At 43.7% G+C, this 21,812-nt stretch carries 25 protein-coding genes and 1 riboswitch; of the genes, 12 read left to right on the top strand and 13 right to left on the bottom strand.

Going from position 1 to position 21,812, the window contains the following annotated elements; genetic code table 11:
* Window positions 1-6: 6 nt before the first annotated feature.
* The 3 genes from ACR65F_RS09100 to ACR65F_RS09090 all read right to left on the bottom strand — a co-directional run bounded on the left by ACR65F_RS09100 (window position 7) and on the right by ACR65F_RS09090 (window position 3,818).
* On the bottom strand, window positions 7-1,212 hold the full coding sequence (locus tag ACR65F_RS09100; protein ID WP_440504240.1) for a multidrug effflux MFS transporter: 1,206 nt from the start codon (window positions 1,210-1,212) through the stop codon (window positions 7-9).
* 279 nt (window positions 1,213-1,491) lie between these two features.
* On the bottom strand, window positions 1,492-2,157 hold the full coding sequence (locus ACR65F_RS09095; protein ID WP_440504174.1) for a hypothetical protein: 666 nt from the start codon (window positions 2,155-2,157) through the stop codon (window positions 1,492-1,494).
* A gap of 242 nt (window positions 2,158-2,399) precedes the next feature.
* On the bottom strand, window positions 2,400-3,818 hold the full coding sequence (locus ACR65F_RS09090) for a protein adenylyltransferase SelO (protein ID WP_440504172.1): 1,419 nt from the start codon (window positions 3,816-3,818) through the stop codon (window positions 2,400-2,402).
* Between the two features lie 174 nt (window positions 3,819-3,992).
* On the opposite strand from ACR65F_RS09090, the gene ACR65F_RS09085 reads away from it, so the two are divergent.
* Both ACR65F_RS09085 and ACR65F_RS09080 read left to right on the top strand, forming a co-directional pair.
* Window positions 3,993-4,541, top strand: coding sequence for a sigma-70 family RNA polymerase sigma factor (locus ACR65F_RS09085; RefSeq protein ID WP_440504171.1), 549 nt, complete (start codon window positions 3,993-3,995; stop codon window positions 4,539-4,541).
* The gene (locus ACR65F_RS09080) at window positions 4,528-5,622 is read left to right on the top strand and encodes a hypothetical protein (RefSeq protein ID WP_440504170.1); all 1,095 of its coding nucleotides are present in this window, start codon (window positions 4,528-4,530) and stop codon (window positions 5,620-5,622) included. Before ACR65F_RS09085 ends, ACR65F_RS09080 begins: the two co-directional genes overlap by 14 nt.
* Window positions 5,623-5,695: 73 nt before the next feature.
* On the opposite strand, the gene abc-f is transcribed toward ACR65F_RS09080, so the two are convergent.
* From abc-f to ACR65F_RS09055, 5 genes are all read right to left on the bottom strand, one after another.
* Window positions 5,696-7,357, bottom strand: coding sequence for a ribosomal protection-like ABC-F family protein (gene abc-f / locus ACR65F_RS09075; protein WP_440504169.1), 1,662 nt, complete (start codon window positions 7,355-7,357; stop codon window positions 5,696-5,698).
* Between the two features lie 434 nt (window positions 7,358-7,791).
* Window positions 7,792-8,142, bottom strand: a complete 351-nt coding sequence (locus tag ACR65F_RS09070) for a rhodanese-like domain-containing protein (protein ID WP_440504167.1) — start codon at window positions 8,140-8,142, stop codon at window positions 7,792-7,794.
* A 115-nt stretch (window positions 8,143-8,257) separates the two neighbouring features.
* The gene (locus ACR65F_RS09065; RefSeq protein ID WP_185736842.1) at window positions 8,258-8,413 is read right to left on the bottom strand and encodes a hypothetical protein; all 156 of its coding nucleotides are present in this window, start codon (window positions 8,411-8,413) and stop codon (window positions 8,258-8,260) included.
* A gap of 73 nt (window positions 8,414-8,486) precedes the next feature.
* Window positions 8,487-9,170 carry a DUF1129 family protein gene (locus ACR65F_RS09060; RefSeq protein WP_039041448.1) on the bottom strand — a complete coding sequence of 228 codons (684 nt, stop codon included), beginning with the start codon at window positions 9,168-9,170 and terminating at the stop codon, window positions 8,487-8,489.
* A complete protein-coding gene (locus ACR65F_RS09055; protein ID WP_440504164.1) occupies window positions 9,157-9,498 on the bottom strand; it encodes a PadR family transcriptional regulator in 342 nt (113 codons plus the stop codon). Before ACR65F_RS09055 ends, ACR65F_RS09060 begins: the two co-directional genes overlap by 14 nt.
* 183 nt (window positions 9,499-9,681) lie before the next feature.
* Here ACR65F_RS09055 and ACR65F_RS09050 point away from each other — a divergent pair, with 183 nt between their 5' ends.
* From ACR65F_RS09050 to ACR65F_RS09020, 7 genes are all read left to right on the top strand, one after another.
* Window positions 9,682-10,431, top strand: coding sequence for a GNAT family N-acetyltransferase (locus ACR65F_RS09050; protein ID WP_440504162.1), 750 nt, complete (start codon window positions 9,682-9,684; stop codon window positions 10,429-10,431).
* Between the two features lie 583 nt (window positions 10,432-11,014).
* Complete coding sequence (locus ACR65F_RS09045; RefSeq protein ID WP_440504161.1) at window positions 11,015-11,506, top strand: hypothetical protein; 492 nt, start codon at window positions 11,015-11,017, stop codon at window positions 11,504-11,506.
* A gap of 61 nt (window positions 11,507-11,567) precedes the next feature.
* Window positions 11,568-11,715, top strand: a riboswitch (FMN riboswitch).
* A gap of 122 nt (window positions 11,716-11,837) precedes the next feature.
* Window positions 11,838-12,953: a bifunctional diaminohydroxyphosphoribosylaminopyrimidine deaminase/5-amino-6-(5-phosphoribosylamino)uracil reductase RibD gene (gene ribD, locus ACR65F_RS09040; RefSeq protein WP_440504159.1), complete on the top strand. Its 1,116-nt coding sequence runs from the start codon at window positions 11,838-11,840 to the stop codon at window positions 12,951-12,953.
* The gene (ribE, locus tag ACR65F_RS09035) at window positions 12,934-13,581 is read left to right on the top strand and encodes a riboflavin synthase (RefSeq protein ID WP_440504157.1); all 648 of its coding nucleotides are present in this window, start codon (window positions 12,934-12,936) and stop codon (window positions 13,579-13,581) included. The genes ribD and ribE overlap by 20 nt, the downstream gene beginning before the upstream one ends.
* A 17-nt stretch (window positions 13,582-13,598) precedes the next feature.
* Window positions 13,599-14,792 carry a bifunctional 3,4-dihydroxy-2-butanone-4-phosphate synthase/GTP cyclohydrolase II gene (locus ACR65F_RS09030; RefSeq protein ID WP_440504156.1) on the top strand — a complete coding sequence of 398 codons (1,194 nt, stop codon included), beginning with the start codon at window positions 13,599-13,601 and terminating at the stop codon, window positions 14,790-14,792.
* Between the two features lie 12 nt (window positions 14,793-14,804).
* Window positions 14,805-15,272, top strand: a complete 468-nt coding sequence (gene ribH / locus ACR65F_RS09025; RefSeq protein WP_440504154.1) for a 6,7-dimethyl-8-ribityllumazine synthase — start codon at window positions 14,805-14,807, stop codon at window positions 15,270-15,272.
* A 129-nt stretch (window positions 15,273-15,401) separates the two neighbouring features.
* Entirely contained in the window at window positions 15,402-15,803 is a 402-nt protein-coding gene (locus ACR65F_RS09020; protein ID WP_440504153.1) for a GNAT family N-acetyltransferase, read from the top strand.
* A gap of 57 nt (window positions 15,804-15,860) precedes the next feature.
* Here ACR65F_RS09020 and ACR65F_RS09015 read toward each other — a convergent pair whose 3' ends face one another.
* The 4 genes from ACR65F_RS09015 to ACR65F_RS09000 all read right to left on the bottom strand — a co-directional run bounded on the left by ACR65F_RS09015 (window position 15,861) and on the right by ACR65F_RS09000 (window position 17,949).
* A complete protein-coding gene (locus ACR65F_RS09015; RefSeq protein WP_440504152.1) occupies window positions 15,861-16,367 on the bottom strand; it encodes a QueT transporter family protein in 507 nt (168 codons plus the stop codon).
* Between the two features lie 153 nt (window positions 16,368-16,520).
* Entirely contained in the window at window positions 16,521-17,276 is a 756-nt protein-coding gene (locus tag ACR65F_RS09010; RefSeq protein ID WP_440504151.1) for a 3-oxoacyl-ACP reductase, read from the bottom strand.
* A gap of 55 nt (window positions 17,277-17,331) precedes the next feature.
* Window positions 17,332-17,553 carry a DUF2829 domain-containing protein gene (locus ACR65F_RS09005; protein ID WP_039041437.1) on the bottom strand — a complete coding sequence of 74 codons (222 nt, stop codon included), beginning with the start codon at window positions 17,551-17,553 and terminating at the stop codon, window positions 17,332-17,334.
* A 21-nt stretch (window positions 17,554-17,574) separates the two neighbouring features.
* Entirely contained in the window at window positions 17,575-17,949 is a 375-nt protein-coding gene (locus ACR65F_RS09000) for a winged helix-turn-helix transcriptional regulator (protein WP_039041436.1), read from the bottom strand.
* A gap of 137 nt (window positions 17,950-18,086) precedes the next feature.
* On the opposite strand from ACR65F_RS09000, the gene ACR65F_RS08995 reads away from it, so the two are divergent.
* Window positions 18,087-18,713, top strand: a complete 627-nt coding sequence (locus tag ACR65F_RS08995) for a nitroreductase family protein (protein WP_039041435.1) — start codon at window positions 18,087-18,089, stop codon at window positions 18,711-18,713.
* Window positions 18,714-19,009: 296 nt separating this feature from the next.
* Here ACR65F_RS08995 and ACR65F_RS08990 read toward each other — a convergent pair whose 3' ends face one another.
* Complete coding sequence (locus tag ACR65F_RS08990) at window positions 19,010-20,458, bottom strand: NAD(P)H-binding protein (protein ID WP_440504149.1); 1,449 nt, start codon at window positions 20,456-20,458, stop codon at window positions 19,010-19,012.
* 166 nt (window positions 20,459-20,624) lie between these two features.
* On the opposite strand from ACR65F_RS08990, the gene ACR65F_RS08985 reads away from it, so the two are divergent.
* Both ACR65F_RS08985 and ACR65F_RS08980 read left to right on the top strand, forming a co-directional pair.
* Complete coding sequence (locus ACR65F_RS08985; RefSeq protein WP_440504147.1) at window positions 20,625-21,485, top strand: GNAT family N-acetyltransferase; 861 nt, start codon at window positions 20,625-20,627, stop codon at window positions 21,483-21,485.
* 1 nt (window position 21,486) lies between these two features.
* Window positions 21,487-21,777 carry a DUF2087 domain-containing protein gene (locus ACR65F_RS08980; protein WP_440504146.1) on the top strand — a complete coding sequence of 97 codons (291 nt, stop codon included), beginning with the start codon at window positions 21,487-21,489 and terminating at the stop codon, window positions 21,775-21,777.
* Window positions 21,778-21,812: the final 35 nt, after the last annotated feature.

Here is a 21,812-nt window from a genome sequence, read left to right as displayed (position 1 = left end):
AATTCGTTAGCGTAATGATTTTCGAACAAGTACCATGTATAGGATGAACGCCATTAAACTACAGCTTATTATAACAATCCCCAATGGCCACGCGGTATGGTCACCTGCAATTCCGACAAGTGGTGAGACGATTGCTCCTCCGATAAATGGCAATAAACCGAGGAATGCAGAAGCACTCCCTGCTGCCTGACTTTGTCGATGCATCGCGAGTGAAAACGATGAAGTCGAAACCATTCCGACACTGGATACGACTAATAAGAATGCAGTAGCGACGATAAATAGTGGTCCTTGTTGCCATATGACGAGCAATAACAGTACACTACCTGTTAACGAAATGAGTACGCCCGTCATCATGAAATTCAGTTCAGATATTTTATGTGATAAACGGCCAGTAATTTGTGCTGCTACAATAATCCCAATGCCGTTCAACGCGAAGAAAAAAGAAAACTGTTGTGGTGAAACGCCATACATGTTTTGCAGGACAAAAGGAGAACCTGCGATATAGGCAAACATGGAAGCCATAACAAACGCTTGTGTAAGCGCAATTCCCATGAATTGACGATCACCAAGTAACCTGCCGAACGTCTTGAATACCGATAGGATTCCCTTTTCTGCACGGTTCTCAATTGGAAGTGTATCCGGTAAAAAACCCGCAGTTCCAACAAACATCAGTAATCCAATTCCACCAAGTACGAAAAACACAACTGGCCACGAGGCAAAACTTAAAATGGCGCCACCCGCGATGGGTGCAAGTATGGGTGCAGCCCCATTGACTATCGAGAGCAATGCCATGAATTTTGTGAGTTCGTGTCCTGAGTACAGATCCCGCGCACAGGCTCTCGCGATCACGATACCCGCAGCACCTGTTAACCCTTGAACAAAACGAAGGAGGATGAACGGCCAAATGGACGTCGTGAACGCACAAAGTACTGAGGCAATTGCATAGACCACGAGCGTCAAAACGAGTGGGCGACGTCTCCCGTAAATATCACTTAGCGGACCAAATATGAGTTGTCCCACGCCAAGTCCAATCAGACAAGCCGTCAAGCTTAACTGAACAAGCGAAGTGGATGCGCTCATATCCACTGCAACCGCTGGCAGTCCAGGCAAGTACATATCCATTGATAGCGGGCCAAACGCTGTCAATGAACCGAGTAGCACGACGAGCCAAAGTGTTGGCAGTGGTTTCTTTATGGTAATTGCTTTTGTCATTTCCCCAAATCCTTTTCTATCAAATTCTACGGTGGAGTATACCACACTGCATGTGGTATATGTTGTCGGATAGAAATTGTAATGGGAACGGGCGGGTTCTCCGCCGGAACGAGCGGGTTCTCTGCCGGAACGAGCGGGTTCTCCACCAGAACGGGCAGGTTCTCCACCAGAACGAGCGGGTCCGGACGCGGAACGAGCGGGTTTCATTTAGCGGATTCAGCTGGACATCAAAACACCAGCCCCATCCTTTCTTAGGATGGGGCTGGTACAAAGAATCGCTTATAGTTCTCCAGCTTCAAAGTTCTCGGCATTGATGTCCGGGTCGTTTACATTACTAATGACGAACTCGATATAAGTTTCAGAGTCCTCTGCGAGCAAGTTAAATTTATCAGTTTTTACGAAATGATAATCCTCCGTACTTTCAGTTTCAGGATCAGAAAAGTGAAGTTCTTCCATCCAGCCGTCCACTTCCTCTTCAGAAGCAGCTGGATCAGCGCCACGAATAATGGAACGTACGACACCAAACGCTTCTTTCCGGTCCCCAAACATACTGAACATAACAGAACGCACTTCTTCTTCGCCTTTTTTGGCAAGCAGTTGCATACGTCGGTCTTCATCGTATTTCATGTCTATAATTTCGTGATCTCCTTCAGAACCTGATTCTCTCCAATCTAAATTATCGACGCGCTCAGGGATCCCCACTTCTTCAGCAAACTTATTGAAGTTGGTTTGGAAGTCCTTAGCAGTCACCCCTATTTGCATATCCGATGCTTCCCCATTTTCAGCTTCTTCAGTTGAATCCCCGGACCCTGTTCCTTCTTCAGCAGAGACTTCAGGCTTTTCCACATCCGATTTGCTTGTCTGATTTGCTTTATCTTCACCACATGCAGCGAGTGCAAGCACTAATAGTGCACCTAGAAATACCCCAGTCCATCTCTTTAACATATGTTTCCAACCCCTGTCTATAAATTTCCAACTCCCTCACTATAGCGACTACTCAAATTATAATCAATTTAATGTACTGTGATTTCAATAAAATAATTACTTTCTACCAGATTACTAGAAATTGTTTAGAACTTAGTAACTGGATTAAACACTACAAGCATAGGGTAAACCACTTTCCTAGCTTAATAGTAAACACAAAAAAGACGAACGCCGCATAAGCGTTCGCATTTTCCATAGCATCATTATGTTCCACAATACGTTCGATAAGGTGCTGACGAATCTGTTGGTTTCGTATAGTCAACCTGCTCTTCGGAATAAGAATATGGGGAAGCAAGAACTTGATTTAACTTGTGCAACACACTGAAATCGCCGTTTTCCGCTGCCTCGATCGCCTCTTCCACTCGATGATTGCGCGGAATCACTGAAGGGTTGCTTAGTCGCATTATTTCATAAGATTCTTCAATAGTAGCAGTCTGTTGCTTTCGTCGTGTCTCCCACTTCTTCTTCCATTCGCAAAAGGCGTCTTCACTGAACCAAACTGGTTGTTCTACGTTTTCATCTGTTAATGCCCTGAACGTATTCGTGAAGTCTGCTTGAGCGTCTTTCATGATAAGCAATAACTCCTTCGAAAGCGCTTCGTCTAACGGTTGTTCATCCAACAAGCCTAGCTTGGCTCGCATCCCGTTCAGCCATTCTCGCTCAAAAACATTACCAAATCGAGCAAGTTGCTTCTCCGCAATCTGAATTGCCTCATCCTGATTCTCATCTAGTAACGGCAGTAAGGTTTCCGCAAACCGTGCCAAATTCCACGATGCAATTCCCGGCTGATTGCCGTATTTATACCGTCCATTCACATCAATGGAGCTGAACACGGTCGCTGGATCGTATACGTCCATAAACGCACATGGCCCATAATCAATCGTTTCCCCGCTAATCGTCATATTATCGGTGTTCATGACTCCGTGGATGAATCCGACAAGCTGCCACTTGGCAAGCAATGCTGCCTGTCGCTCGATCACATTTCCGAGCAACAGTTCATATGAATTGTCCTGTGAAGCAATGTCTGGAAAATGCCGCTCTATGGCGTAATCTGCTAGCTCCTTCAAGTCTTCAGGTACTTGACGAGCGGCTGCGTATTGGAACGTACCCACTCGTAAATAACTGCTTGCTGTCCGGACAAGTACCGCTCCTGGCAATATGTTTTCGCGATGTACGTCATTTCCAGTCAATGTAACAGAAAGGCTTCGCGACGTAGGAATGCCTAATGCGTGCATCGCTTCGCTAATGATATACTCACGTAACATGGGACCAAGTGCTGCAAGACCATCGCCTCCACGTGAAAATGCCGTTGGACCCGATCCTTTTAAGCCGATATCCACACGATCTCCTGACGGGGTCAATTGCTCGCCCAAAAGAATCGCTCTCCCATCGCCAAGCATCGTAAAATTCCCAAACTGATGCCCAGCATACGCTTGTGCAATTGGCGCAGCACCTTCTGGTAGTTCATTACCACAAAGAACTTCCGGATTCAGCTCCTCAACTTCCAGGCCAAGCGATTCAGCAAGACCTTTATTCAGCAAGACCACTTTTGGAGAAGTTGCCTCTTCAGGAGTCGCTTCTGCAAAAAACACTTCCGGCAATTGACTGTAGCTATTATTCAAATTCCACCCTGCTTCTGAACACACGTGATCACTCCCTTTACCTGTATACTACCCCTAGATTCACGAAAAACGATAGAGAAATGAATTCTTTAGTTGATAAATGAAACGGTCGTGCTTTTTCACTCGTCTTTAAGGTACACCAGGGTGGAACGCAATGAGAAAGGATGGGTTGGCATGCCTCGCGAGAACAAGTTCATTCCAGATTGGAAACAGGATGAATGGCTTGAGCAATTGATGAATCAGTACGGAAACCAGTTAACGAATCTTGCGTTCAGTTACCTCAAAGACTGGGGAAGGGCGCAAGAAGTTGTTCAAGATGTTTTTGTGACATGTTTTCATCGAGCTCATCAGCTAGAGGAAATTCGTTCTGTAGAAGCATGGCTATATCGGATTACGATTAACAAATGTAAAGATGTATTGAAAAGTTCATGGTTCAAGCGTGTGATTGTTGGGAGTCCACTCTTTCAGTTTCTTCGATCTAAAGAGCCGACTCCACATGAGCACATGCTTCAGAACAGTGAGGATGAACAGTTGGCACAATGTGTGTTGCAACTCCCGCTCACTTATCGAGAAGTCATTTTGCTCTATTATTATGAAAACCTGACAATACCTGAAATCAGTGAACTGCTAGACGTAAACCAAAATACACTTCGGACTCGACTCAAAAGAGGACGGGAAAAATTAGCACAACTGCTGGAAGGCGGGGATCATGATGAAAGATGAGAAAACAAAAATTCGTTCCGCTTTTGACAAAACTGTTTTTCATAAAGAGTCATTTACAAAACAAAACAAACAAGCTGTCAGACGAGAAATTCGACGTACACAACGCCCAGCCCGATTCGTTCCTGCGATTGTTGGAACAATTGTTGCGATATCCTTGTTATTCATAGGTATCTTTTTAATAAAAGGAGATCTGTTGAATTCTTCAAAACCGGATGGTCTGTCAGGTAAAGGAACGAGTAGCTCCGGGGCATTTACTATTGAGGATATTTCAGATGGCCCCTTCCTCGCTAACGAAACCTACTACATTGTCCTGCCAATTACATGGAACGGGAACAGCACAGCGACCATTAATTCCATTGAATTAATCAAAGAGAATCAGCAACCCCTTCACACAACCGATGGATTTTCATATTCATTCTATCTTGCTGATGCGAAGAAAAAGCCCGGTGTTTATGGACGGGATCAGGTTGGAGAGATTTCTGATATTCATGGATTTCAAATTGAGGATGAAAGCAGTTTAATAATAGAAGTCTCATTAAAAAACGCTGTGCCCGACAAATCTCGTTCGATTAAAATCGGATATTCTGTAAATGAAGAAGAAATGGAGCAACTACTTGTGGTAGGTGTGCTACAAGGCTTAGCGACATTACCTGAAAACACAACTACCGAAAGTGTTCCCATTGAATTGAATACTGCAGAACAAAATGTATATAGTGCATTTAAGAAAGATTTGGATACTCAACATTTAGTAGGCTTGTCCCCCATGAGCGTGGCAAAGCTTTATATTCACGCATCATACTTAGGTGATCGCAAAGTCGAATATGCACTCTATACCGATCAAGAAGAGTTCATCCAATGGAGCCAGGAGGAAGATCAAGCAATTCCTGAATCCGACCGCGGTATACCTGAACAATTGACAAAGCAGTATCGAAACTTTGAAGAGGGTCGATTTCTTCAGACGAGTAAAATTGAAGGGTACATTGAATATTATCCAAATAGCAAAAACGAACCACCTTCCGGATTTCAACTGATAAAAAATGAAGACGGCATTTGGCAAGTGGCATTCATGCCGATTCAGTAAATAAAGAAAACCTGTGGATCGATACGGAAGAGCCATTCTCTCTCCGTTCAATCCACTGGTTTTTAGTTATCTATTAGCTATTCAGTTCCCGTAACTGTCGAGACAGATCAAAAAATTGCTGATCTAGTTTGCTGTATTCTGGATTTTCAGGGGTCAGAAGGCTCAACTTTCCTAATACCGCCTGCAATTCCGTTTCAAGCCGAAGTTTTTCTTGTTCGGAAGATGGGACTGGAGCAGAAGATTTCCGACTTTCCCATTCCACCAAACTATACGGTACTTTACGAACAGTCCCTTTTTCAAACAACAGCAATCCATCTGCCATGCGCTCTGTAAAATATCGATCGTGGGAGGCAAACAGCAACGTTCCTGGATACGTATCCAACGTGCGCTCTAGCTCTTCACGCGATGGAAGATCTAGGTGATTCGTTGGTTCATCCAGTAATAACACATCCGTTTTCCTGCGGATGAAATCGAGCAGTTTCACTTTCAAACGCTCCCCCTGACTAAGGACACCGAGCGGCAGCTGCCATTGTTCAGCTGTAAATCCTAAATTCGTCAATTGGATGCGGAGGAAACCTTGTTCTTCGTAAGACGGAGAATAAAAATATTCGGCCATCGTCTGTTCATCCGGTAAATCGAATGCGGTCTGACGCAAGTATCCCAGCGTCATGCCTTCAGATAGCCAGACGTCCCCATCGTAATCAAGTTCGCCTAAAAGCATGCGGAACAGCGTCGTTTTTCCAGAACCATTCGGTCCGAGAAGAGCAAGTCGCTCGCCTGCCTGCACAGTAAATGCAGCATGCTGAAATAGTTGTCTGTCTTCGAATGCTTTGCCTGCATCTTTCAGTTCCAGAACACGCTTGCCTTTCTTCCGTAGTCCTTCCAGTTCAAACGAAACCGATGTTTCTGCAATTGGCGCCTCTTTTCGGTTTTTCTTAAGCTCTGCTTCTAATCGATTTTTCTTCGAACGAATTTGCACGTTCCGTTTCTTTACCTTTTTCCGGTAGTATTCTTTAGCGCCACCTTTTTTCGTGGACTCCGCGTGCCCTTTCGCAGACCACTTATCCAGCTGCTCGATTTGCCCTTCAATTTCAGCGATGTACTGTTGCTGTTCTTCATAATGCTTTTGCTGTACGAATCGCTCATGCTCTTTCTGCTTGCGATAATCCGTGTAATTGCCTTCATAGACCGTCAATTTCCCGTTCTCAATTTCAAACACAAGATCCGCCAAGTGGTCGATGAAATATCGATCGTGGGAGACGAACAGTAAAGTACCCTCACGTTCTTGAAGCGTTTCAATGAGCCGTTCCACACTTGATGCATCCAAGTGATTAGTCGGTTCATCCAATAGTAAGATTTCACGGTTTTCAGCTAGCGTAGCTGTAAGCCGCAGTTTGACTCTCTCTCCACCGCTTGCATAAGCATATTCTGCCTCTTTCGGAACGTGCCAATGACTGCGCTTTTGAAAGAGCTCTTCTTGTGTCCAATCTACTGGCTCTTCTGTTTCAGCCTCTTGTTTGTAATACGATATAGAAGGGCTTCGACCAATCCAATCAATTCCTCCAGAAGAAGGTTCTCGTTCACCTGCCAGAATTGACAAAAGAGTGGTTTTTCCTGCTCTGTTCGGCCCAACAATTGCTATTTTGGCACCTTGCGGGATTTCTGCGCTGAGTTCTTTGAAAATATTCACATCCCCATATCCCGCTGATACCTTGTTCACTATTCCTCGTAACATCTACATTCCTCCAGTTGGAAGGGAACACAAAAAAGATCCCTCCGTAAAATAATCGGAAGGATCGGTTCTGTCAGCATCTCAAAAAAGCCTCAACTCTATTGATGAGCATCGTAATATCGACTCAGCAAAGGTTGAAAGTGGCAGTTTAAAATGGACAGACCAATCCCGTTTTTCCACACAACGAATCATTCGTTTTGAGAAATTAGGAATTAGTTATCCATCAGCCACACTCAACCCTTTCTGTCAGTTAGTCTATCTAGTATATCAAATTTAGAATTGTTCGCAAGTTTAAAGTTGTATATCCTTTATTTCCAACGTTCGATTATTTCCGGGGAAATAAACTTCAAACCGACACTTTGTAGCATTTATTTACCTAAGCAGAACATCCCATTACAACAATTGTCGATTTGTGTTGGGTTTACATCTTTCTTCTGTTACTGCCAAGCGCTCATTCCGCCTTTGACATTAATGACATCGGTAAATCCTGCTTTTTTCAGCATTCCTGCTGCACGGGCGCTACGCATTCCACTTTGGCAGATCACGTACGTTTCTTTGCTTTTGTCCAGCTCACTCATACGCTTTCCTAAATCGTTAAGAGGAATATTTTTAAATTCTTTGAAATGTCGACCTTTGTATTCTCCAGGTGTTCGAACATCTACAAATTGCTTCGATTTATCTTTCATTAAAGCCTTAACTTCAGTTGTGGATATTGTACGAATTCCTTTTGCTGGTTTCATACGCCATACAAAGAAAGCCACAATTAGTAAGATTATAATCCAACTCATCGGTAATTCCTCCATTTGTTTTCTATTTCTTCAAATATACCTATAAGGGTATTTTAAAGCAATAAATTTGCCCATAAAAAAAACGCAGCACCCGATGGCCTACGTTTGGTATAGGTTATCTCTTCTCTGACAGTGCTAAAAAGAATGTCGCAACTGGTCCCAGTAATAGCGAGAGCAAGAACCAGTTGAAACCAGTTCGGTTCTTCCCTTGTGCCAATACAGCATTGATTAACGCGAGCGTTCCCCATCCAACAAAATAACCCTCATCCATATTGAAAACCTCCCGATCCGTTCTTTACTTCTATCTATACTACGGATTGCGAGTCTATTCGGTTTCGTTTCCATCAAGAAGTCCCTTCATTTTTCCGAGCTAGCCATTGACTCAGTAATAACATCACAAAGCCTACTAATAAAGAAGCTAGCCAAGGAAATTCAATGGCAGGACCTCTCCCTTTAAAAAAGAATGCAATCCCCATAAAGAGTCCGAATACCAGGACTCCAGATATTCCTCCAATAATTGCAAATTTCCAAGTGCTTTTCTTCTCTTCAAATGCCGTTTTGTTCACCATGTTCATTAGAAGTAGCACACCAAACACGGTCATCATGAGTACCGCTACGACCATAGCTGCTGTTGAAGCAAGATATAGATGCTCATCCACTGGTTTGATAAACGATAGTACGCCTAAAATAGCACCACGAGCGATGACCATCCAGCCTAATACGCTGAATATCAGCTGGATTCCAAACAACAGTTGGTTTTTCTTCTTCTCTTTTGGCATTTGTGCAATCACTTCGTCTGCATACGCTCTTGGATCTCCACCAAATATTTTTTCTGCGCTCTTACCGTCATTTTGACCCTCCAATAGATGCTCAAGCATTTCCATCAGTAACTCTTCCGTTGCCCGTTCTGACAGTAAGAACTTAGATCGGATGTATACGAGCATATTGGTATAGTACTGTTCGTTTTCCTCGGTCAACTGTTCCCGCTTTTCATTGTTTTCTCGAATCAATTCCTTAGTTGTCACCATCACCAGTCTCTCCTTTCAATAATACGTTTACTGGAACCGCAAGTCTCCCCCACTCACTTCGAATGAACGCCAATGCCTCTTTGCCCTCTTCCGTCAGTGTGTAGTATTTTCTGCGCGGACCTGACTCAGATGCACGCATTTCCCCTGTGATCCATTTATTTTTCTGTAGTCTCAACAACACGGGATAAATGGTTCCTTCACTCACATCATCTAGTCCGACTTGTTGCAACTTGGCAGAGAGCTCGTAGCCATATACCGTCTCTTTTTCAATGACGGCAAGCATACAACCATCTAGAATTCCTTTTAATAACTCACTTCTCACTGACACGCGACCACTCTCCATCCAGTATGTTGCCTTACAAGGTAGCTTTATAAAAAACAACTACCTTGCAACGCAAAGTAGTGATAGTGCTAGTATATTCTCGTCTAATAAATATGTCAATCCCAATGTTCAGAAAAGTGAATCCCACCTCTGAAATATATGATAGGATTGCAGAAGGAGGGGTTACCTATGAATCGTGTTACATTCGAAGACATTTATAACGCTGGGGTTGTAGCGACAATCACTGATACATATAGCCATTTTCATCTACCTGATATGCCACTTTATTATGACAGTAACTTCATGGAATTTAAAAAGATGCCCACTGTCAGTGAGTTTAAAAAAGCAGAACATGAATTGAAAATCTATCACACAGCACGCGGTCAGCACCATCTGAAATTCACATTTCCTCAGGATGAAACCATTTCAAAAGAATTGACGGCCTATTTAAACCGTCAAGACTATGAAATCGGTTTTCTAGAATTATATGCACTCTATCCAAAGGATTTTCCGGAGACGTCTCCATCTTCAGCTATTGAGGTTCTTCCGGTGACTGCATCTCATCTCGAAGAATTCCTTCACTTACAGAGAACAATTGATGAGCAATTCGGGAGAGAATTTGCAACACAAAAACAACTGCAACATAAAAAGAACTTCTCAAATCCTGATTTTCTGCAGCTTATTGCATACTACGATGAGGAAGTAGCTGGTACAGTTGATTTGATCATTCAGGCACGGACTGTGGAGATAGATGGGCTGCACGTGTTAGAAAGAATGAGACATAAAGGTGTAGGAAGTCAGTTGCAGCGATGGTTAATGGAGCAGTTTCCTGACAGACTAATTATTTTGGTCGCTGACGGTGAGGATACCCCAAGAGAAATGTACCAACAGCAAAACTACAAGTATATGGGTTGCCAATACGAAGCGGTGAAAGCCTGAATTTTTATTGGTAAATTACTTCTTATCTCGTGCTAAACTAATGATAGACAGACTTCTAATAAGTCCTGACTTGCAGTAGATGAAAAATCTCGCTCAATCTGCACAGATTCCTCTATTGGAAGCCGTGTTAGATGGCAGTCGAGTGGCTACTGTAGTTACAGACCCTCTCAACCAAGCAATCCAATCCTGATAATTCAGGACAATCTTGCTGCCGTTTCCCTTATTGGGGAAACGAGTCCCCATCGATTCAACTTATTAACACAAAAACTTAGTGAATTTGTTCAACACCATGAAGTAGATCATATCATCATTGATATTACAGGATTGTTCTAGAATCACGAGTCCCGATTAACAAGCTTGTTTGCCATTCAGGATGCCTTGAAACTAATGGGCGTTCAGTTATGTGTCACTGGTATATCTCCGAAAGTGGCCCAGTCATTAGTAAGTGATCGACTGTCAGATCAACAACTTCTAGCATTCGGCAAGCGATTGAGAAGATTCAATAATCCCCACAGTAAAAATATTTGTTAAGATAATCTAGAACTCGTTGTCTGTCTCAGTATCCAATCAGGGAGGACTCATCATGTTAGCAAGAAAAATCCTTTCCGCTACTATATCAGGAGTGCTGTTTTTCATATTACTTGGCTTCTTCATTCCCAATCCTTTCGGGGAACCCATCACGTCATTCTCTAATTACTTCGGATCGGTTTTGCTAAGTATTTCGGCCTATCTCCTCTACGGCACCCCGATCATACTTTTTTATGGAATTATATGTTCAATTATCAGCGATAAAATATCCGTTTTAATTAGTGAAAAAGTAAAATTCAATAATGCTGAAATTATTCTTTCCGGATTACTTCACGCAAGTTTCGGATTAGTATTTGCAGCATATGGACTAGTCGCATCGTTGCTGTATTTTGCTGTAGACCGAGTGATTAGAAAAAGAAAAATGCACGTTACAGGAAAGCAAATCATAACAGCGTTAGTTCTTCCAATCGCAGTATATGTCCTCTGTCTTGGATCCCTTGCAGCAGCAGATTTCTTCTCTGGCGGGTGGAAAGACTTGCTCGTTTAAAATTGAACATTCAGGTTGCAAGCTTACTAATAGCTGTGCTAGACTTTGAGACAACCGAATAATATTCCTTCGGGGCAGGGTGAAATTCCCTACCGGCGGTGATGAGCTTTTATGGCTCTTAGTCCGTGACCCGGCTGCATTTTTTGTAGACGGTGGATTTGGTGAAACTCCAAGGCCGACAGTTAAAGTCTGGATGGGAGAAGGAATGGTGCGTTTTTCAAATTTTTCATTTGACTGACGCTTATTTTGTCATGCTTACCCAGCCCCGCACATCTGTTGCGGGGCTTTTTTTGTTACATGAGGAATCTATGATTCAGGAGTGTTGTTATCTTTGGAAATTGAACACTATATGCAAATCGCTTTATCACTTGCGCAAGGTGCGGCAGGTCAAACTTCTCCGAATCCACCAGTCGGTTCCATTGTTGTGAACCATGGCAGGATTGTCGGAATGGGTGCTCATTTGCGCGCTGGCGAACGTCATGCAGAGCGGGTTGCTCTGGATATGGCAGGCAAAGAATCTGTTGGCGCTGATTTGTACGTCACTCTTGAACCTTGTTCGCATACCGGAAAAACACCGCCATGCACAGAAGCGATTTTGCAAGCAGGCATCTCTCGTGTCTACGTTTCGGCTTTAGATCCAAATCCGTTAGTTGCAGGGTCTGGAATACAGCGACTTCGAGATTCAGGTGTCGAGGTACAAATCGGAGTCTGTACAGATTTAGCACGCGAATTGTATCAACCTTTTTTTCATTTCATTCAGACCAAACAACCTCATGTAACGTTAAAAACAGCTATGACATTAGACGGTAAAATCGCAGCATTTTCAGGACACAGCAAATGGGTGACAAGCGAGCAATCTCGGCTTGACGTCCATCGTCTTCGCCATGTCCATGATGCCATTTTGACCGGCAGCAAAACGATTCTTCACGACAATCCCCTTCTTACCACCAGATTGCCCCAAGGTGGACTTCACCCTATTCGAGTTATTTTAGATACACACTTATCTACACCAGTTGCGAGTCAGGTTATTCAAAACACGGACGCTCCAACTTGGATTTTTTGTGGCAGCGCGGCGTCAAAAGAACACGAATTGAATTTCTTGCCGTATGATCACATCGAAGTTTTTCGTATGAATGAGCCTGCCATTTCAGTGTCTGACGTACTAGATAAGCTTGGCGCCCGTGGCATCATGACCCTTCTTGTAGAAGGAGGATCCTCTGTAAATGCATCTTTTTTACAAGCGGATGCTGTCGATCGGATCATTACGTACATCGCCCCAAGATTACTTGGAGGTACAGATTCTCTCACTCCAATCGGCGGGGAAAGTCCTGCCTTGATGAGTGACGCAAAAGATTTTGTTTTTGTAAAAACGGAACAGCTCGGTCCAGATTTAAAGGTAACGGCTGTACCAAAAGGAAGTGATTCTTATGTTCACAGGGATCATTGAGGAAATTGGGACTGTAAGAACAGTCCGTTCGTCAGGTCAATCAATGGAACTCACTGTGGCAGCTGTAGAAATACTGAAAGATGTCCGTTTAGGAGACAGTATCGCCGTTAACGGAACTTGTCTGACTGTGACATCATTTACGAATGGTCAGTTTACCGTGGACGTGATGCCTGAAACGTTTCGAACGACGTCGTTACATAACGCGAAAGCTGGTACTTCAGTAAATTTAGAACGTGCTCTTCGCGCGGATAGTCGTTTGGGCGGTCATTTTGTTTCCGGTCACGTTGACGGAACTGCGATTGTCCAAAAGTGTCAGCACATCGAGAATTCGCTTGTCATGCATTTATCACTCCCGCCTGGAGGATTGAACTATGTGCTTCCAAAAGGCTCGATTGCTCTTGACGGGACGTCTTTAACAATTTTTGATGTGGATGATGAAAGCATTTCGATTTCGCTCATCCCACATACTCAAAAAACAACGGTTCTTGCGCAGCGTAAACCGGGAGAACGTGTCAATGTGGAGTTTGATATGCTCGCAAAATACATGTTTAACATGCTACAGAAACAAACTCCTTCTGCTAAACGACCTTTGAACGAGGAATTTTTACAGCAAAACGGATTTTTATAAGGAAAGGGTGTTTCCTCATGTTTGATACGATCGAAGAAGCGATTCAAGACTTAAAACTCGGGAAACCGATTATTGTTGTGGATGATGAAAACCGTGAAAACGAAGGCGACTTCATCTGCTTAGCAGAACACGCAACCCCTGAGATGATCAATTTCATGGCAACGAAAGGACGCGGACTCATCTGTACGCCGATCACTGAATCGAAAGCGGCTCAACTCGGGCTACCGATGATGACCGCGAACAATACGGATGCACATGGAACAGCATTCACAGTGAGCATAGATCACGCTGAGTCTCATACAGGTATTAGTGCCTTCGAACGTTCGGAAACAATTTTAAAAATGCTTGAGCTACAGGCAACACCAAGTGACTTTAAACAACCCGGTCACGTCTTTCCGCTGATTGCACAAAATAACGGAGTGCTCAGCAGAGTAGGACACACCGAGGCTTCCGTCGATTTAGCTAGACTGGCAGGAAGTGAACCTGCTGCGGTCATTTGCGAAATTATGAGCGAAGATGGTTCGATGGCTCGGGTCCCTGAATTGCGTGATCTAGCAGATTCAGAAGGGCTGAAACTAATTAGCATCGAAGATCTGGTGCAATACCGACTTGCCAACGAAACGCTCATTACGCGTGAAGCACAGGTCATATTGCCGACGTCATTTGGTCTATTTAAAATGATTGGCTATACCGAAAAAATGACTGGCAAAGAACACGTCGCTCTGGCTAAAGGTGATCTGACGAGCGCAGAACCTATACTGGTCAGAGTCCATTCCGAATGCTTAACCGGGGATATTTTCGGTTCATCCAGATGTGACTGTGGTCCACAGCTTCATGCAGCTTTGCAACAGATTGAAGACGCGGGGCGCGGCGTCTTGCTTTACATGCGTCAAGAAGGTCGAGGAATCGGACTCATTAATAAGTTGAAAGCGTACGAATTGCAGGAACAAGGACTGGATACCGTCGAAGCAAATTTGGAACTTGGATTCCCCGACGACTTACGAGACTACAGAATCAGTGCTCAAATCCTACAAGACTTAGGAATTGCTGACGTGAGATTGCTGACGAATAACCCTAGAAAGTTGGATGCCTTAGTGGAGTATGGACTGACAATCACAGAACGCGTTCCAATCGAGCTCCCTGCACTTCCTGAAAACAAACGATATATGGAAACGAAAGTAGAAAAACTCGGTCATTTATTGACCCTATAGGAGGCAGTCAAAATGGGAACTGTATATGAAGGTCATTTAGTTGGTACAGGATTAAAAATTGGTATTGTAGTTGGTCGGTTTAATGAATTCATCACAAGTAAGCTACTTTCCGCTGCACAAGATGCATGTAGACGCCATGGCGTTTTTGAAGAAGATATCGATCTGGCATGGGTGCCGGGTGCTTTTGAAATTCCGATGATTGCTAAAAAGATGGCTGACTCCGGTAAATACGATGCGGTTATCACACTTGGAACTGTTATTCGTGGAGCAACCCCTCACTTTGACTATGTTTGCAACGAAACTGCTAAAGGTGTGGCAGCAGCTGGAATGCAATCTGGAATTCCCGTCATCTTTGGAGTGCTGACAACGGACTCTATTGAACAATCGATCGAACGCGCAGGAACAAAAGCCGGCAACAAAGGATGGGATGCAGCGGTATCTGCAATTGAAATGGCGAACTTGAATAAGCAATTTTCTTAACAACGTCGGCTGAATTCTTTCAATTGCGGGTTATGTTGTTCTGAAGTAGGATATAAGAATAACTAGTGGGATTGATGCTTATAAAGATTGAGTCACTTATCCGCTACTTGCTGAGGGAGGAATTCACAAATGTCACTCACATATACATTTAAAACAGATCAGTTAACGAAAGAAAATATCCAACAATTATTTCTGTCTGTAGAATGGGAATCTGCTTCTCATCCAAATGATTTGTACAATGCTATTCTTAACTCTCATTCTGTTGCAACTGCATGGGACGGCGGCCGGCTGATTGGACTCGCGAATGCAATGTCTGATGGATCTATGGCTGTCTATTTCCATTACGTCCTTACAGACCCAGCCTATCAAGGGCAAGGCGCAGGTAAAAAGATTATGAAGATGATGTTGGAGAAGTATCAAGATATGCACACGAAAGTACTCGTTTCGTATCCAAAAGCGGTTGGATTTTATGAGTCGCTTGGCTTTGAACCGGAAGAAACCAGTACACCGATGTATGTATTTTCAAGCTAATCTCATTCATAATTAATGAATAAAAAACGCATCCCTGTACAATCGGGATGCGTTTTATCATTTTGTGAAATCTATTTTTTTCGCTAAAGCGAGCATGATACTGCCGCCGACGGTCATTGACAAGAGTTCGCCAGCGCCTACCGTGAACCATGTGATCCAAAACGGCGCGCCGTACAATAGGGTCAACTGTCCTGCAACGGTGAACATGGAAACAGCAAAAATCACGGCAGTCCAGACAAACTTCATTTTGTCTGACTTTAGCTTTTTTGTAGCAGCCCGGCTAATGAGCAGCACGAGAAACGTGGCCACTCCGCCAATCGGTACGTCTAGAAACCAAGTTGGCGAGAAGAAGTTCGCGAGTACCACTCCTGCTGTCACAGCGATAATATATCGCTTGTGGAACAACGCCAAGTAGTTGAACATCTCCGACAGCCTTAACTGGACTGCACCGAAACTGATGACTGCAAGCGTGAGCGTGACAGCGACATATAGTCCTGCCACTACCGCCATTTTCGCAAGTTCACCGACCGCAATCCGCGGACGCTCTTTTGCGAGTAACGTCATGTATAGTCCTCCTTTGTAAAACAGCAAAGCTGCTGTTTTAGTAATAACTGCGACCAAAGGAAGAAGAAGCCGATTGCTTCGTCAAAAAGTGTCGGAGTGCAAGCTAAAAACCTGCTTGCCTAGTATAGCAGAATTCATTCATCCTGAAAATGGTTACTTCGCTGTCCAGCCGCCATCAATCGGAATGACCGTTCCATGAATGTAATCGGAAGCAGCTCCGGCTAAGTAAAGCGTCAACTTTGCGACTTCTTCTGGTTGCGCCCAGCGACCTGCAGGTGTTTCCTCTGCGACCCACTCTGCTATTTTTCCATCCCCATCAAAATCAGCAGCATTCATGGGTGTTTGAATGGCGCCCGGTGCAATCGCATTTGCCCTGATTCCTTCCCGACAATAATCGAGATCGACTTGTTTTGTATACCCCACCACTGCATGTTTCGAAGCGGTATACGCTGCCCCACCACCACCTCCAACGAGACCTGCGATGGAAGCCATGTTCACCAGCACTCCTGATTTCTTCTCGAGCATATGTGGCAAAATCGCATTCGTTACGAAGAACATCCCTTTTACATTGGTGTTCATGATTCGATCCCACAACGCTTCATCGGTATCTAATGTTTTCGCAAACCCATCGAGTACACCCGCTGTATTGCACAGAATATCGATGTGATTGAAAGATGCGATTGCCTGACTTACTGCCTCTGTAACATCAGCTTGATTACTCACACTTCCTTTGCTATATCGGAAGTGTTCTGTATGTAAGCTTGCTAGCTTTTCTAACCCATTTTGATCACTATCTAACGCGTAGACTGACGCACCTTGCTCTAGAAATGCATGTGCTTGAGCATAGCCGATTCCTGAAGCAGCACCCGTGATGAACACCGTTTTCCCCGCAAATTCTCTTTGTGCCATTTTTGAATTCCTCCATTCAAAAAGCCCATGATTGCTCATGAGCTTTTGCGTTTACTTATTCTACGATTGCCCAGTCTTCCGCTAACAAATCGCATACTGTCGGTGTAAACATCGTGTAACCTTCACCTGTTACATTAATAACGAAATATGGATTCATCTTTTCCCCATCCAACGATTCAGCTTCAACAAGTTTTACGTAGAGCTCTGCGCCACCCCAACCATTCCGAATAACTTTGTCGCCTGCTTTTAGTCGCGGTAAAATCTCTTCAAATGTCATCATTCATTCATCCTTCCAACTTTAAGATTCGTTTTCTGCTTTCGACTGCGTACATCCGCCATTCGCTTTCACCCATGTCAAAATGGTGCGAATGATTGGATCGAATGCAATTCCTTGTTCCGTTAGTTCATATTCAACTTTACGAGATGACGGTAACGTTCTCTTCACTGCAAAACCGTGGGCTTCCAATTCTTTCAATCGTTCTGTCAGCAGACGGTCTGAAATGCCTTCAATTTCCGCCGCTAATTCATGGTAACGTTTCGGTCCGTCCAATAGATGATAAATGATGATTCCCATCCACCGTTTCCCGATAAATTCTATAGTCGCGTGAAAGCTATCACAAGCTACATGCCCGTTTTGTTGTGTAGATTGAATAAGTTCGTCGGTTTTTTTCATCATCAAAACCCCTATTCTTAAGTTAATTCCACTTTACCACAGTCATAGTTGACAAACAAGCTTACCAATAGTAAGCTGACTTATGTACTTACTAAAGGTAAGTTGAATTCACATTTATCCACAAAGGAGTTTTTCATTTGACAGAACTATTCGCACCACTATCAGAAGTCATTCACGCTCGTAAATCCGTTCGAAAATTCGACTCGGAATATCAGATTGCACCTGAAGTAATTGAGGAAATGCTACAAGAGGCAACACTTGCCCCTTCTTCAAGCAACTTACAGCCTTGGCGTTTCATCGTCATCCAAGACGACCAAGCTAAAAAGAAAATTAAAGAGTTCTCATTCAACCAAGAGCAAATGGAAACGTCTTCTGCCATCATCGCTGTGATCGGTGATACAGAAATGTATCACAACATCGATGAGATCTATTTATCAAACTTGAAAGCGGGCAATATCGACGAAGTAAATGTCCAACGACTAATCGATAATGCCAAAGCCCTTTACCCGAACGCTCCAACAGACGCTCGTTTGACGATTGCCGCGTTTGACGCTGGACTCGTTTCGATGCAATTGATGTTAATTGCAAAAGCGAAAGGCTATGACACGGTCCCAATGGGTGGTTTCGACAAAGCTCAATTTGCTAAAGAATTTAACTTGGAAGATCGTTACGTTCCACTCGTGCTAATCGCACTTGGAAAAGCAGCTGCACCTGCATATGGTTCGACGCGTCTGCCACTTGAGAAAATCACGACATTTGTATAAGTGTTAGACAAAACGCATCCTCACTCTGGGTGCGTTTTTTTGTTGTAGTATGGCAGTTGATTTAATTAGATAGTAGCTTAAGTACTTCCCTTTATAGCTTTAAACCAGATGAATTGTATCTCGTTTCCGATTAATTCCTCCCTATTGCCGATTAGTGGCTTGATTATGCCGATTGTTCCTTCCATATTGCCGATTACTCACGGGACTTTGCCGATTCTAGCGCCGATATTACCGATTCAACATTTCCACACAAAAAACTGCCCACTCCGTCAATCGACGATGTGGGCAGTAGAAATTTATTGAGTATCTTCAACCGTTAAGTTTCTAACGTACTGACGATCACGCTCACTGATGCTCAACCGGTGCATATGCTTTCTAAATGCACTCATGACAAACGCATGCATATTCGCTTGCGTGACGTAGTACACAAACCACGGAAGAGATGGCAAGTAATCGTGAATTGCGATTATCGCTTCACTCGCTCCAGGTATTTTACGGAACTCCATCCGTCCCCGCTCATTCGCTTGATCATCCAGCAGGAATCCTCCTGTTATGTAATACAGCGCGCGGTCTTCGGTACTACGTTCCCCAGAATACGATAATTTTAAGAGTGTACGATTTCCAAGGAGTCCAATTCTACAATTCAAATCGCTGTCTACCGTAGTTTGGACCCATGGATTCAAGAACGTCTCTAACCATTTTACGTAATAACGCGCAACTTCATCCGCCGTCCATCCATATGGCAATTCAATCCGCTGGACCGAGCGGACGTCTTGCTTCAGTGGACCTAATGTTGGTAAAAGAGCTGTGGATCGTTTGTCTTTCTTAGCATCCGCATCCAGCGCGATTTGAGCTGCTTTCCTAAACGCAGTTTGTCCATCACTAATCCCTTCTACAGTATGACTCTTGTGGATAACCATCGGATGTTTCAAGCTTTCCACAAGTGGATAAACCATCTCCTTTGGGGTATTCGTTACTAGTCTAAGCCATAATCTCGAAAGGGTTAATGAGAAAAATGGAACATCGAGCATCTTGGGATTCTTCCCCATCACACTTGCAGTCGCTTTCATCATCGTTCGGTACGTCATCACATCTGGTCCACCCACATCGATGGAACGATCTTTCAAGTCAAAGTCCATAATTATAGAGGTCAATGCTGTCAATACGTCTTTCAAAGCGACAGGCTGTGTTTTTGTGTTCGTCCACTTCGGCAGGATCATGATCGGCAATCGCTTCACAAGCTTTGATAGTATTGGAAACGAAGAACCTTTTGGCCCGACAATTAAACCCGCTCGGAGTGCAGTCACCGGAACATCATATGCACGCAATATACGTTCCACTTCCAATCGACTCCTCAAGTGCTGGGACAGTTTCGACTCGTGCACCTCTGGAATAATCCCGCTCAAATAGACGATTTGCTGAATGCCTTGACGTTTTGCAGCTTGTGCAAAGTTATCCGCCAAAATCACATCCATATCTTCAAAGTTTCCTTGCGTCAGTTTTGCAGATTTCATCATCGAATGGACTAGATATACCGCAATGTCTGCGCCTTCTAAGCCTTTTTCTGCATCCTTCATCGAAAACAAATCACACGAGCGCCACTTCACATCCTCAGTATCTTTGCGTCGTCCGCCGTTTCGGGATAATCCAATAACCTTCGCTTTCCCTTTTAAACACTCTAGCAAGTTATGCCCGATATATCCGCTTGCTCCCGCTATCGCTACTACTGGCTTTCTTTCTGCCATACAATCCGCCTCCTTGGTCGTTCCTTTTATGCTTTCTGTACCCTTGCACACGTTTCCCTAAGCCCTCATCGCGCTTCTATCTAATTTGCAAGAATTTTCATATTAAGTGATTGAAAATCCTCCCTTCTATGCGTATACTCAATTCATTACGAGAAGGGGTGCCTCTATGAAAATAGTGAACTTTGACGATCCATTAGCTTTTGCCGCCAAGGCGGAACCGATTTTATCAGAAGATGAAGATGTTTTTAGCCTATTCAATGGCGTATTGCAGTCCATCAAAGCAGGTATGATGGAAGAACCGTTCATGGCAACTGCAGAACTGGAAGGCAACGTGATTGCATTGTTCCAAATGACGCCACCTTTTCCGCTCAACATGATTTTCACGGATGAACAGCATATGGATTCGGCAATCGATGGTCTAGCTGATTACTTACTGTCTCATAATATTCCCCTTCCTTCCATCATCAGTTTGAAACCATGGGCGGAGCGATTCGCCGATAGATGGACTGACAAGACCAAGCAATCCTCCAAAATCATTATGGATCAAGGCCTATATCGGTTGGATAAGGTGGATGAAACCCTCGAGAAAAGTCCAGGAATACGCAGGCTTGCCCAAGAGGCAGACAAACCATTGCTTGAAAAATGGCATCTCGGATTTATAGAAGATACCAAGATGCCCGAAGTGACCCCTGAACAAGCAACCGAATGGGTAGAGCGTACTGTTCAACGACAGGAAATTGTCCTGTGGGAAGACGATGGAATTCCTGTGGCATGTGCAAAACAAGCAAGACCGTCTCAAAACAGTGTCTCCGTATCCTTCGTTTACACACCACCTGAACACCGTAGAAAGGGCTATGCGCGAACACTCGTTGCCGACTTTTCTAAGAATTTGTTAAACAAATACCAATTCTGCATGCTCTACACAGATATGATGAACCCAACATCTAACAAGATTTATCAAGAAATAGGATACCGGAAGATTGCAGATTCTGTGCAGTTAGGGTTTGAAGTGAAGGAGAATCGTTGAAGTGGATAAACGATATGGCATCACGCCTGAGGACAAAGAAAAAGTATTGGCGAGCTATTTTAAAGATGGATTCGACCAACCCATTCAGACCTTTCCAAGCAAAGAAAAGCGTAAAATCATTCTACTGCAACAGATTATGACTCACTTTGAAAAGGAAATAAACTATACCGAAAAACAGGTAAACGAACTCCTAAAACCAATTTACGTTGACTATGTATCCATTCGAAGATATCTAATTGAGTATGGATTTATGGACAGAACTTCTGACTGCACACTGTATTGGGTGAAATAGAAAATTTCAATATAGGCAACAAAGAGAAGATATGC

Source organism: Sporosarcina sp. SAFN-010, from assembly GCF_059415065.1.
This window is presented reverse-complemented; position numbering and strand designations above follow the sequence as displayed.

Bases quoted from the DNA above. Each gene is read 5' to 3' on its own strand.
- ribE (WP_440504157.1), top strand. From the start codon at position 12,934: ATGTTCACAGGGATCATTGAGGAAATTGGGACTGTAAGAACAGTCCGT.
- ACR65F_RS08990 (WP_440504149.1), bottom strand. From the start codon at position 20,458: ATGGCAGAAAGAAAGCCAGTAGTAGCGATAGCGGGAGCAAGCGGATAT.
- ACR65F_RS09070 (WP_440504167.1), bottom strand. From the start codon at position 8,142: ATGAGTTGGATTATAATCTTACTAATTGTGGCTTTCTTTGTATGGCGT.
- ACR65F_RS08985 (WP_440504147.1), top strand. From the start codon at position 20,625: ATGAAAATAGTGAACTTTGACGATCCATTAGCTTTTGCCGCCAAGGCG.
- ACR65F_RS09095 (WP_440504174.1), bottom strand. From the start codon at position 2,157: ATGTTAAAGAGATGGACTGGGGTATTTCTAGGTGCACTATTAGTGCTT.
- ACR65F_RS09010 (WP_440504151.1), bottom strand. From the start codon at position 17,276: ATGGCACAAAGAGAATTTGCGGGGAAAACGGTGTTCATCACGGGTGCT.
- ACR65F_RS09060 (WP_039041448.1), bottom strand. From the start codon at position 9,170: ATGGTGACAACTAAGGAATTGATTCGAGAAAACAATGAAAAGCGGGAA.
- ACR65F_RS09020 (WP_440504153.1), top strand. From the start codon at position 15,402: ATGTCACTCACATATACATTTAAAACAGATCAGTTAACGAAAGAAAAT.
- ACR65F_RS09050 (WP_440504162.1), top strand. From the start codon at position 9,682: ATGAATCGTGTTACATTCGAAGACATTTATAACGCTGGGGTTGTAGCG.
- ACR65F_RS09030 (WP_440504156.1), top strand. From the start codon at position 13,599: ATGTTTGATACGATCGAAGAAGCGATTCAAGACTTAAAACTCGGGAAA.
- ribH (WP_440504154.1), top strand. From the start codon at position 14,805: ATGGGAACTGTATATGAAGGTCATTTAGTTGGTACAGGATTAAAAATT.
- ACR65F_RS09100 (WP_440504240.1), bottom strand. From the start codon at position 1,212: ATGACAAAAGCAATTACCATAAAGAAACCACTGCCAACACTTTGGCTC.
- ACR65F_RS09005 (WP_039041437.1), bottom strand. From the start codon at position 17,553: ATGACATTTGAAGAGATTTTACCGCGACTAAAAGCAGGCGACAAAGTT.
- ACR65F_RS09045 (WP_440504161.1), top strand. From the start codon at position 11,015: ATGTTAGCAAGAAAAATCCTTTCCGCTACTATATCAGGAGTGCTGTTT.
- ACR65F_RS09080 (WP_440504170.1), top strand. From the start codon at position 4,528: ATGATGAAAGATGAGAAAACAAAAATTCGTTCCGCTTTTGACAAAACT.
- ACR65F_RS09015 (WP_440504152.1), bottom strand. From the start codon at position 16,367: ATGACGTTACTCGCAAAAGAGCGTCCGCGGATTGCGGTCGGTGAACTT.
- abc-f (WP_440504169.1), bottom strand. From the start codon at position 7,357: ATGTTACGAGGAATAGTGAACAAGGTATCAGCGGGATATGGGGATGTG.
- ACR65F_RS09085 (WP_440504171.1), top strand. From the start codon at position 3,993: ATGCCTCGCGAGAACAAGTTCATTCCAGATTGGAAACAGGATGAATGG.
- ACR65F_RS09065 (WP_185736842.1), bottom strand. From the start codon at position 8,413: ATGGATGAGGGTTATTTTGTTGGATGGGGAACGCTCGCGTTAATCAAT.
- ACR65F_RS09000 (WP_039041436.1), bottom strand. From the start codon at position 17,949: ATGAAAAAAACCGACGAACTTATTCAATCTACACAACAAAACGGGCAT.